At 29.2% G+C, this 13,659-nt stretch carries 14 protein-coding genes, 1 other RNA gene and 1 pseudogene; 2 read left to right on the top strand and 14 right to left on the bottom strand.

Annotated elements, in window-relative coordinates:
* Position 1 precedes the first annotated feature (1 nt).
* From trmD to L872_RS0101690, 6 genes are all read right to left on the bottom strand, one after another.
* The gene (gene trmD, locus L872_RS0101715; protein ID WP_027063155.1) at positions 2-730 is read right to left on the bottom strand and encodes a tRNA (guanosine(37)-N1)-methyltransferase TrmD; all 729 of its coding nucleotides are present in this window, start codon (positions 728-730) and stop codon (positions 2-4) included.
* A complete protein-coding gene (locus L872_RS0101710) occupies positions 730-1,233 on the bottom strand; it encodes a ribosome maturation factor RimM (protein WP_036268842.1) in 504 nt (167 codons plus the stop codon). The genes trmD and L872_RS0101710 overlap by 1 nt, the downstream gene beginning before the upstream one ends.
* Before the next feature lie 79 nt (positions 1,234-1,312).
* Positions 1,313-2,158, bottom strand: a complete 846-nt coding sequence (rpsP, locus tag L872_RS05230; RefSeq protein ID WP_341475610.1) for a 30S ribosomal protein S16 — start codon at positions 2,156-2,158, stop codon at positions 1,313-1,315.
* 97 nt (positions 2,159-2,255) lie between these two features.
* Entirely contained in the window at positions 2,256-2,723 is a 468-nt protein-coding gene (locus L872_RS0101700) for a 23S rRNA (pseudouridine(1915)-N(3))-methyltransferase RlmH (protein WP_027063153.1), read from the bottom strand.
* Entirely contained in the window at positions 2,723-4,072 is a 1,350-nt protein-coding gene (ffh, locus tag L872_RS0101695) for a signal recognition particle protein (protein WP_027063152.1), read from the bottom strand. The genes L872_RS0101700 and ffh overlap by 1 nt, the downstream gene beginning before the upstream one ends.
* 41 nt (positions 4,073-4,113) lie before the next feature.
* On the bottom strand, positions 4,114-4,536 hold the full coding sequence (locus tag L872_RS0101690) for a PH domain-containing protein (RefSeq protein ID WP_027063151.1): 423 nt from the start codon (positions 4,534-4,536) through the stop codon (positions 4,114-4,116).
* A gap of 70 nt (positions 4,537-4,606) precedes the next feature.
* On the opposite strand from L872_RS0101690, the gene L872_RS0101685 reads away from it, so the two are divergent.
* The gene (locus L872_RS0101685) at positions 4,607-5,356 is read left to right on the top strand and encodes a class I SAM-dependent methyltransferase (protein WP_027063150.1); all 750 of its coding nucleotides are present in this window, start codon (positions 4,607-4,609) and stop codon (positions 5,354-5,356) included.
* 9 nt (positions 5,357-5,365) lie between these two features.
* Here the strand turns inward: L872_RS0101685 and rny are convergent, their stop codons facing one another.
* The 6 genes and pseudogenes from rny to L872_RS04895 form a co-directional block, all read right to left on the bottom strand.
* A complete protein-coding gene (gene rny, locus L872_RS0101680; RefSeq protein WP_027063149.1) occupies positions 5,366-6,877 on the bottom strand; it encodes a ribonuclease Y in 1,512 nt (503 codons plus the stop codon).
* Between the two features lie 106 nt (positions 6,878-6,983).
* Positions 6,984-7,970, bottom strand: a pseudogene (recA, locus tag L872_RS0101675) (recombinase RecA); the annotation flags it as partial.
* An 86-nt stretch (positions 7,971-8,056) separates the two neighbouring features.
* On the bottom strand, positions 8,057-8,527 hold the full coding sequence (locus L872_RS0101670) for a CinA family protein (protein WP_027063147.1): 471 nt from the start codon (positions 8,525-8,527) through the stop codon (positions 8,057-8,059).
* A 39-nt stretch (positions 8,528-8,566) separates the two neighbouring features.
* An RNA gene (gene rnpB / locus L872_RS05000) (RNase P RNA component class B) lies at positions 8,567-8,901 on the bottom strand.
* Positions 8,902-9,145: 244 nt separating this feature from the next.
* Positions 9,146-11,344, bottom strand: coding sequence for a lipoprotein (locus L872_RS04565; RefSeq protein WP_036268841.1), 2,199 nt, complete (start codon positions 11,342-11,344; stop codon positions 9,146-9,148).
* A gap of 478 nt (positions 11,345-11,822) precedes the next feature.
* Positions 11,823-12,185: a DivIVA domain-containing protein gene (locus L872_RS04895; protein ID WP_051418420.1), complete on the bottom strand. Its 363-nt coding sequence runs from the start codon at positions 12,183-12,185 to the stop codon at positions 11,823-11,825.
* Between the two features lie 59 nt (positions 12,186-12,244).
* Between L872_RS04895 and L872_RS0101655 the strand changes: the two genes are divergently transcribed.
* Positions 12,245-12,745 (top strand): Holliday junction resolvase RecU, encoded by a 501-nt coding sequence (locus L872_RS0101655; protein ID WP_027063146.1) that lies wholly within the window; start codon positions 12,245-12,247, stop codon positions 12,743-12,745.
* Here the strand turns inward: L872_RS0101655 and L872_RS0101650 are convergent.
* Positions 12,726-13,271: a DnaD family protein gene (locus tag L872_RS0101650; protein WP_027063145.1), complete on the bottom strand. Its 546-nt coding sequence runs from the start codon at positions 13,269-13,271 to the stop codon at positions 12,726-12,728. The two genes, L872_RS0101655 and L872_RS0101650, sit on opposite strands and share 20 nt — an antisense overlap.
* A 72-nt stretch (positions 13,272-13,343) precedes the next feature.
* Positions 13,344-13,637 (bottom strand): HU family DNA-binding protein, encoded by a 294-nt coding sequence (locus tag L872_RS0101645; protein WP_480212822.1) that lies wholly within the window; start codon positions 13,635-13,637, stop codon positions 13,344-13,346.
* Positions 13,638-13,659: the final 22 nt, after the last annotated feature.

The raw sequence follows: 13,659 nt of genomic DNA, 5'->3' as shown, positions 1-13,659 counted from the left end.
GTTAATTTTCTCCTTTCGGTTTTAATTTTTTTAATAGTTCTAATTGAACTTTGTTTAATTTAGACTCATCAATTAAGTCTGGTCGTTTTTTCAATGTTACTAATAATTGCTGTTCATCGCGATACTTTTGAATATTTGCATGATGACCGCTCAATAACACATCTGGAACAGTGTCTCCACGAAAATCATATGGTTTCGTGTAAACTGGATAATCCAATAAATTATTCTCAAAACTTTCTTGCTCATGTGATTGTTGATTAATGACATTAGGGATTAATCTAGTGATTGAATCTAAGATTACCAAAGCTGGTAACTCACCACCTGTTAATACATAATCACCAATTGAAATTTCTTGATCAACATATTTTAATACACGTTCATCAAACCCTTCGTAATGACCACAAAGAATAATTATATGATCATAATTTTTTGCATAAGTTTTAGCATCTTGCTGCTCTCAAGGTTTTCCCTGTGGAGTTGTCAAAACTACTAAAGAAGATGGTGTTTTAACAGATTCAATTGCTTTAACAACTGGTTCAGGCATGATAACCATTCCTCGTCCACCACCATATTGATACTCATCAATTTGATTGTGTGCCAAAGTTGTAAAATTTCGTAAATCAATGATTTCTAAATCAATTAGCTCACGCTCAATTGCTTTTTTAATGATTGACTCACTAATATAGCTTTGAATAATTTGAGGAAATAACGTGATAATTGAATATTTCATTATTTCAATTCCTCCAAATTTTTTAAAACAATTACTTCATTTTGATAATCTATTGTTTCAAGGTAAACCTCAACTAGGGGAACTCAAAATGGCTTTGTGTTATTTAAACTCACTTTGATTACCTCATGAGATCCATTATTAAATGTCTCAATAATTTCTCCGGCTTCTTGATTGTAAATTACTTGGTAAGATTCCAAAAGTGGCTTTATTTCAAATATTTCATCTGATATTAAACCATAAATTAATAATCCTTTAAGTTTTAAAACTTGATTAATTTCATTCAAATCCTGAAATTTAAACAATAAAGTTTCCCTTTTAAGTTCTGCTTTTTCAACTCTTAAAGGTTGAAGAGCACCTGAAGTATTTTTAACAAATAATAACTTAATTGTTGCTAAATCGTTAACTACTTCAATATCTTTGTTCAAAACTACTTTAACAAACCCTTTTGTTCCAAAGGTATTAACAATAGTACCGATATGTAATAAATCTTTTTCCAAATTCATTCTTATACCTCACTATTCAAATTGAGCTTTGGGTTTAAAGTTTCAAAGTCAATTTTAACTATTTGTTATTTTGAAATTCTTATTTGTTTAATTTAACAGATACTTGTTTCATGAATTTTACTAATTCTTGTTTTGTCATATCTCTTAAGTTTGAATCTTTAATTTTAATGTCTTTTGCGATTGCAATTGCACGCATTTTATTAGCATGTTTTTGTAATTCACTTCTTGGTTCATCGATTGATGCTGAACCATCTAATTCAGCTCTTTCTTTTGTAGACATTTTTTTAGCTAATGCATTTTCAGCTTCAGTTTTTGCTTCTGATGCAGCAATTTCTTTAGCATATTTAGCCGCTAATTCTTTAGCTGCTTTTTCAGCTTCAGCTTGTTCTTTAGCTTCTTTTTCAGCAAGTGCTTTTGCTTCTTCTGCTTCTTTTGCTTTTGCTACTGCAATTGCTTCTGCGGCTTTTGCAGCTTCGATAGCTTTATTTGCTTCCATTGCTGCTTGTTCAGCTTCAGCTGTTTCTTTAGCAACTTTAGCAGCAGCTTCTTTAACAGCTTTTTCAGCTTCAGCTTGTTTATCTGCTTTAGGTGCTACTTTTTTTGCAGCTGGTTTAGCAGTTTTAACTTGTTTTTCTTTTTTAGCTTTAGGCTCTTGTCCAGATTTAGAAGCTAATTTTGCTTCATGTAATTCTTTCATTACACCTTCTTTTGAAAATAAATCTCTAACTGTATCAGTTGGTTGAGCACCATTTTGTAATCATTTTAAAGCTAATTCTTTATCAATTTTTACTTCGTTTTTTAATGGATCAAATGTACCTACTAATTCGATATATTGTCCATTACGGTTAACACGAGAATCAGCAGCTACAATTCTGTAGAATGGAGCTTGTTTTTTACCAATTCTTTTTAATCTTAATTTAACCATAGTATACCTCCTATATTTTTCTTGTTTTTTTAAACCTTTATTATCATACATAAAAAAAACAAAGGTGTCAAGTAATTTAACTTAACACCTTAATAAATTATTTATGATACTTTTCATTATTAATTATTTTTAATCCCCGGTAAATCTGTTCAGCTAATATAACCCTGAAAAGCTGATGGGGTAAAGTTATTGAACCCAATGAAATTTTTTGTGAATACTTATTTAAAAACGTTTGAGAATATCCATCACTAGGTCCTACGGTAAATACCAACTTTCCTGATTTATAGTTTTTATTATCAGCAATTATTTGAGCAACTTGTTCGGATGAAACTTGTTTAGACTTTACATCCAAAACTACAACTTGATAATCACGAAGTTTTTCTAATTTTTCAATTAAGTATTTTGAATTGACTTCAGCATTTTTAGTTTCTTCACCGACAAACTCTTCTTTAAGTTCAATAACTTCTAGATCAACAAATTTTGATATTCTTTTTGAATAATCATTAAATGCTTCAGCAAAAAAATTTTTATCAAGTTTGCCAAAGCAAAGGATTTTAATTTTCATTAAAAGCCTCCAAAGCCTCTGCCCCCAAAGTTAGGCATTCTTCCTTGTTTCATCATCTTTGTCATTTCCATAACTTGCTTTTTACCTTTTTCAAAATTATTAACTAGTTCATTAAACTCTTTTTCTGTGCGTCCAGACCCTTTAATAATACGGTTTTTACGAGTTAGTGATTTTAATAATTTCGGTTCACGACGTTCTTTTAAAGTCATTGAGTCCATGATGATTGAAAAAACTACTAATTTACGTTGAGCATCCTCAATTTGCGTTTCAGATAATTTACCAGCACCAGGGATCATTTTCATAAGACCACTTAAAGACCCCATTTTTGCCATTTGTCCAAGTTGGTTACGTAAATCTTCTAAATCATATTGACCCATAAACATACGTTTCATAGTTTTTTGCATTGAACGTTCATCAATATTTTCCACAGCTTTTTCAAAAAGCGTTTCAATATCACCCATTCCCAAAATTCTGTCAGCCATACGTTTTGGGTAAAATGGTGCTAACGCACTGATACCTTCACCCTCACCAATAAATTTAATTGGCAATTTTGTCATGTAAGAAATTGATAAAGTTGCTCCCCCACGAGCATCACCATCTAATTTTGTAACAACTACACCAGTTAGTTTTAATAACTTATTAAACTCATTTGTTACATTGATAATTTCTTGTCCAATCATTCCATCAACAACTAATAGAATTTCACTTGGTGACGTTGTTTTTCTTAGCTCATTTAGTTCATTCATTAACTCTTTATCAATTTGCAAACGACCAGCTGTATCTAATAAAACAACATCATGTCCATTTTCTTCTGCAAATTCAATTGCTTGTTTAGCAGTTTTTAATGGTGACTGTTTACCTTTTTCAAATACCGGAATATTACTTTTTTGACCTAATTCTACCAACTGATCAATAGCTCCTGGACGATAAATATCTAATCCAACCATTAAAGGTTTTTTAGCATTCTTTTTAGCTAGTAAATATGCCAGTTTATTAGTAGTTGTTGTTTTCCCAGATCCTTGCAATCCAACCATCATAATTACTGTTGGTTTTTTTGATAAGTTTAACGGAGCATTCTCTTTTCCCAAAACAGCAATTAATTCTTCATGAACTAATTTAACCATTTGTTGATGAGCTTTAACTCCTTCTTCAATATAACCACCTTCAGCTTTTTCTTTGATATTAGCAACTAATGCTTTAACAACGTCAACATTAACATCGGCTTCTAGTAATGCTAATCTGATTTCTCGCAATGTTTCTTTAATATTATCTGCATGTAAAGTCGATTGCTTCATATTTTTTTCAATCGACTTTTTCATTCTTCTAGATAAAAAATCTCCAAATGCCATATGTTGTTCTCCTTTTTTTATTTCTACTTCTTGTTTTTTAATTATATCAAAAACTGGTTTAATTTATTAGTTCAAATTTCAATCGCTTTAACCAGCAAGCGCCCAAATTCATTAGCATCTTTTAAACTTAAATAATCAGCTTTAAATAACTTATCATCTTCAAAAATAAAAGTTAATGCAGCCATTTCACCAAAACTGTCAAGTCGTAAATCTTTAACTTGCTCTAAACCGTATTGTTTAAATATGCTTCCTGTTTCTGTCTGTTTTTGAACCATGATAATTCTTTGGTCGCTTAACAATATTAATCACGGATCGTTATCAATTAATCCGACAATTAAGCATAATGCTTTTTCTGAATCATGTATCAAATGACGAATTGTTTCAAATTCTTTTTTTTCAGTTAACGTGGAATTTGAACATTTACTGGCAATCAATTCTCTTACAACTTCTTCAACACTTTTCATCTAAATCACTTCCAATAATATTTTACTTGATTTTCTTTTAGATATAATCTTTTTATAGACGGAGTTTGAGATGAAAAAAAATTATTATGGAAGTTTGAGTTCACAAATTTACAATTTAACAAAACCTCCGGGAACTAGTATTGATGGAGATATTGAATTTTATACAAATCAACTAATGCCTCTCGATGGATTAATATTAGAAGCAGGCGTTGGCAACGGAAGAATGTTAGTTCCTTTGTTGCGCAAGGGCATTGAAATTATTGGTTTAGATTTTTCTCAAGAAATGCTAACAATTTGTCAACAAAATTGTGAAAACTATAATTGCAAAACTGATTTGATATTAGCAAACTTAAAAGATTTTAAACTTGCAAAAAAATGTGAAGCAATTATTATGCCTAATGGTAGTTTATGCTTAATTGAAGACCGTGAAGAAATGCTAGCAATTTTAGGAAATTTTAAAAATCACTTAACAGCTTCAGGAAAAATTTATATTGATTTAATTTATCCAACTTCATATCAAAGTGGGCAGGTTCATGAATATAGTTATCCGCTTAATTCAACTGAAACTATTTTGCTAAAAAGTCATACAAAAGAAATTGATTGACTTAAACAAACTACATACTCTCAAATTGACTATACATTATTGAAAGACAATCAAGTTGTCTCTCAAGAATCTCAACAATTTAATCTTAATTGATATGGAGTTGAAGAATTTAAATTAATTCTGGAAGCTGTGGGATATAAATCTATTGAAGTTATTGTTAACTATAATAACAAAAGAGTTTTGAATTTAAAAACTGTTACTTTTATTGCAAAGTAACAGTTTTTTTTATTTGATAATGTAAATTTCTCGTTTTTCCCGAATTACAGTAATAGTAATTTCTCCGGGAACTACAACAGTTTTTAAAATTCCTTCTTTGACTTTTTCAATAATTTGATAAAGTTCAGTATCGTTAACTTGCATTGGATCAACAATTACCCGAATTTGTCGACCCGACTGTAAAGCATAAGTTTGGTTAACACCTGGAATATCATTTCCGACTTTTTCAATTTCAGTCATTCTTGAAATAAACTCTGAAATTGTATTATTACGTGCTCCTGGGCGAGAAGCAGATATCGAATCGGCGATTGATACAATTGCTGCAATTTCACTATTTTTGGGTACATCCTCATGATGAGATTCAATTGCATTTACTACAATTTCACTTTCCCCATATTTTTTTGCAATTGTAACTCCAAGTATTACATGACTTCCTTCTTCTTCAAAATCCACTGCTTTTCCAATATCATGAAGAAGTCCTGCTCTTATTGCTTCTTTAATATTTAATTTTAACTCTGCAGCAATTGCTCCTGCAATTTTTGCTACTTCAATTGAATGCATCAAAACGCTTTGTCCATAACTTGTTCGATATTTCAAACGTCCTATTAATTTAACTAACTCAATATCCATATCAGAGATATTCAATTCACGAATTGTTTGATATCCTGTTTCAATAATAATATCTTCTAATTCAAGACGTTGCTTTTCAATTTCACTTTCAATTTTAACTGGTTGAATTCTTCCATCTCCAATCAACTTTTCCAGCGCTCGAGTAGCAATTTCTCTGCGAATTGGATTAAATGAAGAAACTGTTACAACACCAGGAGTTTCATCAACTAAAATATCAACTCCTCCATATTGCTCAAATGCCTTAATGTTTCGACCATCTTTACCAATCACACGTCCCTTCATTTCATCAGAGGGAAGTTTTACAATATTGGATGTTTTTTCGTTAACAACATTTGTTGTGTATTTTTCCATTGCTCCAATAATGATTTGATCTGAAATGGTTTTAGCTTTTGAGTGAGCAACTAACTCAGCGTTTTTTACATAGGTACTTAATTCCTTAGCTGTTTTTTCTTCAACTTTTTTAAGTAATAATTCCTTAGCTTCGTCTTTACTCATTTCTGAAATTTCTTCTAATAAACTAATTATTTCCGAAATTCGTTTATCATATTCTTTGGCACGTTTTTCTAAATCATTTTCTTTTGACTCTAAACGTTTTTCTTTTAAATCTAGTCGATCACGATCTTTTTCAATTTCTAATCGATGATTTTTAATACGTTGCTTTTCATTAGTAACTTCTAGCAATTCAAATTGTTTTTCTTTTTCAAATGCTTGTTTTAAATCATTTATTTCTCGGTAAGCATTACCAAGAATTTGTTTGCGTTCATTTTTTGCAGCTTTGATGGCTTTACTAATTTGATGTTTTCGGCTTTTTGAAACCAACATTCAAACAATAAAACTCACTGCACCAATTATTGTAATTGTTAAAATCACAATAATGATTGTTTGTATCATTTTTTAACTCCTTTGTTAAAAAGCGTGGACACATGTTTTACCATGCACATATAATTATAGTCTTTATCAAAATAAAAACCAAACAACGTTTGGCTTATTTGCTTAATTCTCTAACCTTTGTTTCAATCAAAGCTAATTTTTCCGGATTATTTTTCATTCAAACATCTACTGCTTGTTTTCCTTGGCCAATTTTTTCACCTTCATAAGAATATCAAACTCCTGCTTTATCAATTATTTTATATAAAGTTGCCAACTCTAAAATTTCACTATTACGATCAATTCCCTGATTATAATTAATTGTAATTAAAGCAGTTTTAAATGGTGCTGAAACTTTATTTTTTACTACTTTAGCTTTAATCTTATTTGCTGTTGCCTCACCATTAACAGAAATTTGTTCACCCTTACGAACTTCTAATCTTACTGAAGAATAAAAGCGTAATGCACGACCTCCTGGGGTAATTTCAGGATTTCCAAAAATGATTCCAACTTTTTCTCGTAACTGATTAATAAAAATTACTACAGTATTTGTTTTTGAGATAACTCCGTTTAGCTTACGTAATGCTTTCGACATCAAGCGAGCCTGTAACCCAATTGATTGATCACTCATTTCGCCTTCCAATTCAGCCTTTGGAACAAGAGCAGCTACTGAGTCAATTACAATAATTGATAATGCTTCTGATCTCACAAGCAATTCTAAGATATCTAAAGCTTGCTCTCCATGATCGGGTTGACTTACTAATAAATTATCAATATCAACGCCTAATCGTTTTGCGTAATTCGGATCTAACGAATGCTCAGCATCAATAAATGCGGCAGTCCCACCAGCTTTTTGGGCTTGTGCAATCGCATGCAATCCTAAAGTAGTCTTCCCTGATGACTCTGGTCCAAAAATTTCGGTAATTCGACCTTTAGGATATCCTCCAACTCCAATTGCTTGATCTATCAAAAAACTTCCTGAAGAAATTGTTTCAATATTTAGGTCATCACTATCTCCTAGTTTCATGATTGCACCCTTACCAAAACTTTTTTCAATATCTTTCAAAACTGTTTTAAGAGTTTCATTTTCTCAAATATTTTGATTATCTTTGCTCATTTTTTGAGAAGCCCCTTTTCTATTTGTTAAATTTATATTACTCATATTTTTCTCCATTCCAATAAGAATTAGAAAAAAAACAAAAACTATTGGAGAATTTCAATAATTTTTGTTAGTGCAAACATAACTGCCCGATGTTTATATTCTTCACGTTTTAAATTAGATTCAAAAAACTTAAAGGTTCATTGTTTTCCTAAATAACAAATTGCAATATAACTTAAGCCAACCGGTTGATTTTCCAATGCTGATGGTCCGGCATTACCCGTAAAACTTATACATATATCTGTTTTAAGTTTTTGATTAGTTTTGATAACCATTGCTTCTGCACATTCTTGCGAGACGACACCATATTTTTTAATAATTTGTTTTGCTATTTTAACTTGTTTAAGTTTAAACTCATTGCTGTAGCATACAAATGATCCAACAAATACTGCGCTTGAGCCTGGAGCGTCAGTAAAAATAGAACTAAATAATCCCCCTGTAAATGATTCACAAGCAGATATCTTTAAATTCTTTGTTTTAAGAATTTTAATTATTTCTTTTACTTTAGTATTCATTTTATCACCACGAACTATTAAAAAATATGTTGAGATTTTGATAATAAGCCACGTTTTGTCCTGTTTCCAGTGTCAACCATCTATCTAGCTTTCGCTTCTAACTAATATTCATTTCTATTAGTTAAACTCCTCTACCAAAATTTGAGTTTCTTGCTTATGGGGTTTACCGCGTTCCATTTCCAGGTTTCCCTTTACTCGTCTCTGTGGCACTTTAATAACATCACCATAGTTGCCCTTAGGTTAGTTAAGCCGTCAATATAAAATATTGCCTAGTTTTATTGTTTCAACTAGCATAATCACTACAATCATCGCAGATTGTGCAAGCGTGGACTTTCCTCTATACTATTTTTCAAGTATAGCGATTGACCCTCAAAATCTCCTATTTATTTTATCTTATTATTGGTTATTTTAATACTTTAAAAGAATGGTAAATAAATTATTTAATTTTCAACTAAAGTTTTGATCAAGCTGATAAATGTAAATGAAATGACAAAAAAACCTTTTTCTTTCTAATTGTGACCTTTTTAAAGTCATATTAGATTGATAAAGGTTTTGTTAAAGTTTTTTGTTACTTTGTTAGTAAGCAATTATTTTAAACTATTTGTTACTCAATTCTTATTAGTTATTTGGGAATCAGAATAGTGGTCTATTTGCTAATTGATAAATTCCGGCATTAGCACTACTTGTTCTGTCAAACTTATAAGGATTTTCGGCAGTTCAATTGAAGTGATTATTATTAGTTGAATCAGCAAATAAATTTTTCTCTTTACTTAAGTTGATGTATTGTTCACCTCTTCAAGTTTTATCGCTATTTTCTACAAAGTTATCAAATCATTCACCATCATCAAATGGTAAGAACAAGTTAAAGTTCATTCATCCTAAGTTAATTTGGTAATTATTAATACTTGGAATAATATCATTTGTTTTGTATGGAATATAAATTGATGAAGTATTATTCATTGCAAAATTAGCATGAGAACTGTTGTAACGAGTTTTTGTAACCATCATTCTATAAGCATCTAAACCATCGCTAGTTCTTGATGTATCAGTTGGTGTTAAAGTATTTTGACGTTTATCTTCACCTTGAATACTTTCAATTTTAGCTGAGAAAGAATCAAAGTCATATAAACTATTTTTTGCTATAATGTTATCTCTATTAGTAGACTTATCATTTCCAATTAAGTCTAGTGAAATAGCACCTGTTGCTAAATCGTGGTTTCAAATTCTGAAATTTGTTGCTCCACCATTGTCTTTTGAATTTCAATCTTTGAAAGACGAATTAGATACATCAGAAAGAATTGAAGTTCAAGGTCTTAAGAATGATTCTTTCAAGTTTTTAACAGCATCAGTTGACAGTGAGAAAATGCTTCCAACTTCTCCTAATGGATTGTTATCATTTGATGTTACCAATTTTGAGTTTGTTCTCATAACATCATTGTTAACAATTTTAAAGGCTTCATAAATTGAATATAATCAACCTTCTTTTTTGTTAGAACGTCGACCATTTCTAAGAACATCATTTTGGTATGTTCATGGAACAACAATTGTTGGAAATTCAATTTTTGTATCATCATCTAAATCAACAAATATATTTTGAAGTCTAAAGTATCCAAAACTATAACTAGATAAAATTAGTGCTTCTTTTAGGTCTTTGTTAGAAATGTATAAATCTAATAGTACTCTTAATTTATCTTCATAATCAGTTATTTTTTCATTAGCGTCTACAACTACTTCTTCAATCATTGAAATAGCAGGTTTTTCTTCTAAAACATCAGTTTCAGTTTTTTTCAAAATTAAGCTATTTGCTAACGGATTTCGTTGAAGATCATACATAGTTTTAGTTTCTAATTGTTGCTTAGTTTCAGTATTGTTTTGAAGCATTTCTGAAATAACCTTAATTCCGGCAGGATCAGCAATTTTACTTCCATAAGATAATTTGTAATCAAATTCATCTTTGTTAATTTCTTCAATATTTCTAGAAATATTATTTTGGAAATCTTCAGTGTTAAGTAAAGTATTTAAAGATACATCTAATGAACCAGTATATGTTTTAAAATTTGGAATCAATTTCTTGATATCTGTACTAGTAAAACTGCTGCTTCCATTATTAATCATTGTTTTTGGTAAACTAGTACTTACTTTATCAATAAAGTTAATAGTTTTACCTTCTCTACCAATTAACAATTTTAATGGTATTTGTACAGTACCATAAAACTCAGTAATTCCTTGAATATTTTTATAGTACATATCTTTGCTAACTGTTACATTAATTGAGTAAATTAATTCTTTTGTTCCTGTAACTGTATTTTTAGCGTGAACTCTTGTTAAAGTAAAGTCTTCATTTTCAGAAACTTTGAAATTCCCTAAAGTAGCTTCTGGAGATCCCATGTAAATATTTCGATATTTAACTGCGTTTGCTCCAGTTGCTAAATTAGATTGAATTAAACTAGCAAATTCCTGTTTTGGAAATATAAGATCAAGGTCACTAATCATCATAGATTTATTATCCTTGTTGTCTATATTATCAAACAAATCAAAAATTTTGTTATTTTCTCCAGCATATTTTTCATTTAAATAGTTGAAATTAAATAGGCTGTAATTTTCGTAATCACCACTAGTTTTAATTTCACGTACAAATTTATCGGCGTTTTGATTATAAACTGTATTTCAAATGTTGTTCAATTCTGTTTTATACTCTCTGATTGATTCATCAGTTGGCGGAATTGAAGGAGTTTTAGTAGTTCCACATGCAACTACTGTTAAACCTGTTGAAGCCGTTAATGTAATAGCTCCTAATATCGTTAAAATTTTTTTCATATTGTCCCCTTTTTAACTATTCAAATTTCTTGAAATATTTAATCGCTCAAATATCTTGTTAGTGCTCAATTTAACAAGACGAAATTTAAATTTTTGGCATTTCTTGTTTGACTGATAAGGCAATTACAAAATAGACTTTAACAAAAAAAAAAAAAACAAGAGTATGTTCCAAAAAGGAAAATTCTCTTGTGATTTCATGCAATTTACACCTGTTTTTCGAAAATAAGTTGGCCTCTGCAACTTTATTCTAAATAAAGTTACAGACCAATGTTTTATTCATATTAGACTATTTTGGTGTTTCTAATTTTTTACTTGTTGTTTATAGGGTCGTTTTATGAGCAAAAATTTATTAATAATTTGATTTTAAAATGTTTTAAAACTGCTGTTCAGTTGCTGTTCGGTTGCTGTTCGGTTCTTACTATAAAATTGGTGCTTTAACTTTTTTAAACAACAAGTTATATTTGTTTAAAAAATACTCTTATTTATCACTTTTAATTTTTTTAATATTTTTATCAACGTCATGTAATAATTTTTCAATATTAGCAATTCTTTTGATGAAGGTTCCATTTGATACTTCTTCAATTTCTTTGGCGTGACTTTCAGACTTTAATGTTTTATTTAAAACAACTAAATCATTTTTCTCTTGAAGCAGATTTTGATTTTCATTTTTAAGTGCTTGATTTTCAGCTTCCAAAATTTTTAAAGTCTCTGTAAACAAAATGTAATCTTGACGGATAGTATCTAAAAAATCATCAACCTCTTCAATTCTGTAACCTTTAAGTTCAACTAAAAACTCAGTTTCTAAAATTTCTTCTGCGGTTAACTTTGGATTAACTTTCATACAATACCTACTTTCATAAATAATTTTAGCATTTTTCTAATCCTTATTGAGGTGAATCAATGTATCCGATCAACAATTTAGGACAATATTTAGAAACAATTATCAACATCACAAATCAAAAATACTTGGAAGAAAATCTTTGTCTAGTCACAAAAATTCCGACTAACATTAATTTAGTCGAAACTAACAATAAAAAAATTTTAAATGCTAATTTTAAAAAAAGTTTTAACTGCGACTATATTGGTGTTTATCAAGGACAATATTTTGAATTTGAAGCAAAAGAAACTTATCAAGATTATTTTGATTTCAAAGCATTACGAAAAAATCAACAATCAAAACTTTCTTATGTCTGTAATTTTAAAGGCATTGGATTTATTATTATTTATTTTGGTAAATATGAAGAGTTTTTTTTAATTGACTTTTTGAAACTTAAAGATTATGTTTTAACAATTAAAAAACGTGTTCCCTACCAATGATTTGAGGAAAATGCCTATAAGCTTTATTTGACTTACGAGTTAAAACTTGACTATCTGAAATATCTTAATTATCTAATCAATTAAATTTCGTAATTCCCTTTGGTTTGTTATTAATCAATTTACCAATACGCTTAACAAATTCTCCATAAGTATTAATTGTGTCTTCAGAACTCAAAATTTCTAATAACTGTTTTTTTGAAACATTAACATTAATGATATTTGCTAACTCTTTGATTTGTTCTTCTTCAAGCTCAAATGATAATTGTTCTTGAATTGTTGCAATAAAAGTTTTATCCTCAAGAGCTAAATATTCTTGTTCTGAAGATATTGCTAATTTTATAAACAATGGGGAAAAATCAATATTTTTGGCAACAATTTTAACCAAACCTTTTTCAATCATAGTTTCAATTTCATTTTCAATTTCAGTTTCACTTAGTGTCATTTTAGTTGCTACAACTCTAGGTGTAACAAACTTACTTTCACTTTTGCTTATATGCATAATCATTTTTACAATCATTACTTGGTTTTCATTTAAACCAATCTTTTTGTAGTTATCAAACAATAAATTATCTTTTGATATAACGCCTTTTTTCAGCAGATCTATTAACATTTTTGTCTCCTTGGATAAAATTAAAAGTAAAGGTTTTAAAACCCTTACTTTTTTATTTTATATGTTTTTTTCTTATTTGTTTAGTGTTTCTTTTAATTGTTTAGCTGGTTTAAATTTCGCACTTTTTGAAGCTTTAATAGTAATTTTTTCACCTGTACTTGGATTGATACCTTCACGTGATGATCTTTCACTAATACCAAATTTACCAAATCCAGCAATTGATACTTCTTTCCCTAAAGCTAATTCATTACCAATTTTTTCAAAAATTGCGTTAACGATATCTTCACATTGAGTTTTTGAAATATCTTCGTTAGTTAAAATTTCTTCAATTAATTCTTTTTTTGTCATATTTTCCCTCTTATCTAATTTAACTTTAAATAAATGTGTT

This window comes from Mesoplasma seiffertii ATCC 49495, assembly GCF_000518725.1.
GTDB classification, from domain to species: domain Bacteria; phylum Bacillota_I; class Bacilli_A; order Mycoplasmatales; family Mycoplasmataceae; genus Tullyiplasma; species Tullyiplasma seiffertii.
This window is presented reverse-complemented; position numbering and strand designations above follow the sequence as displayed.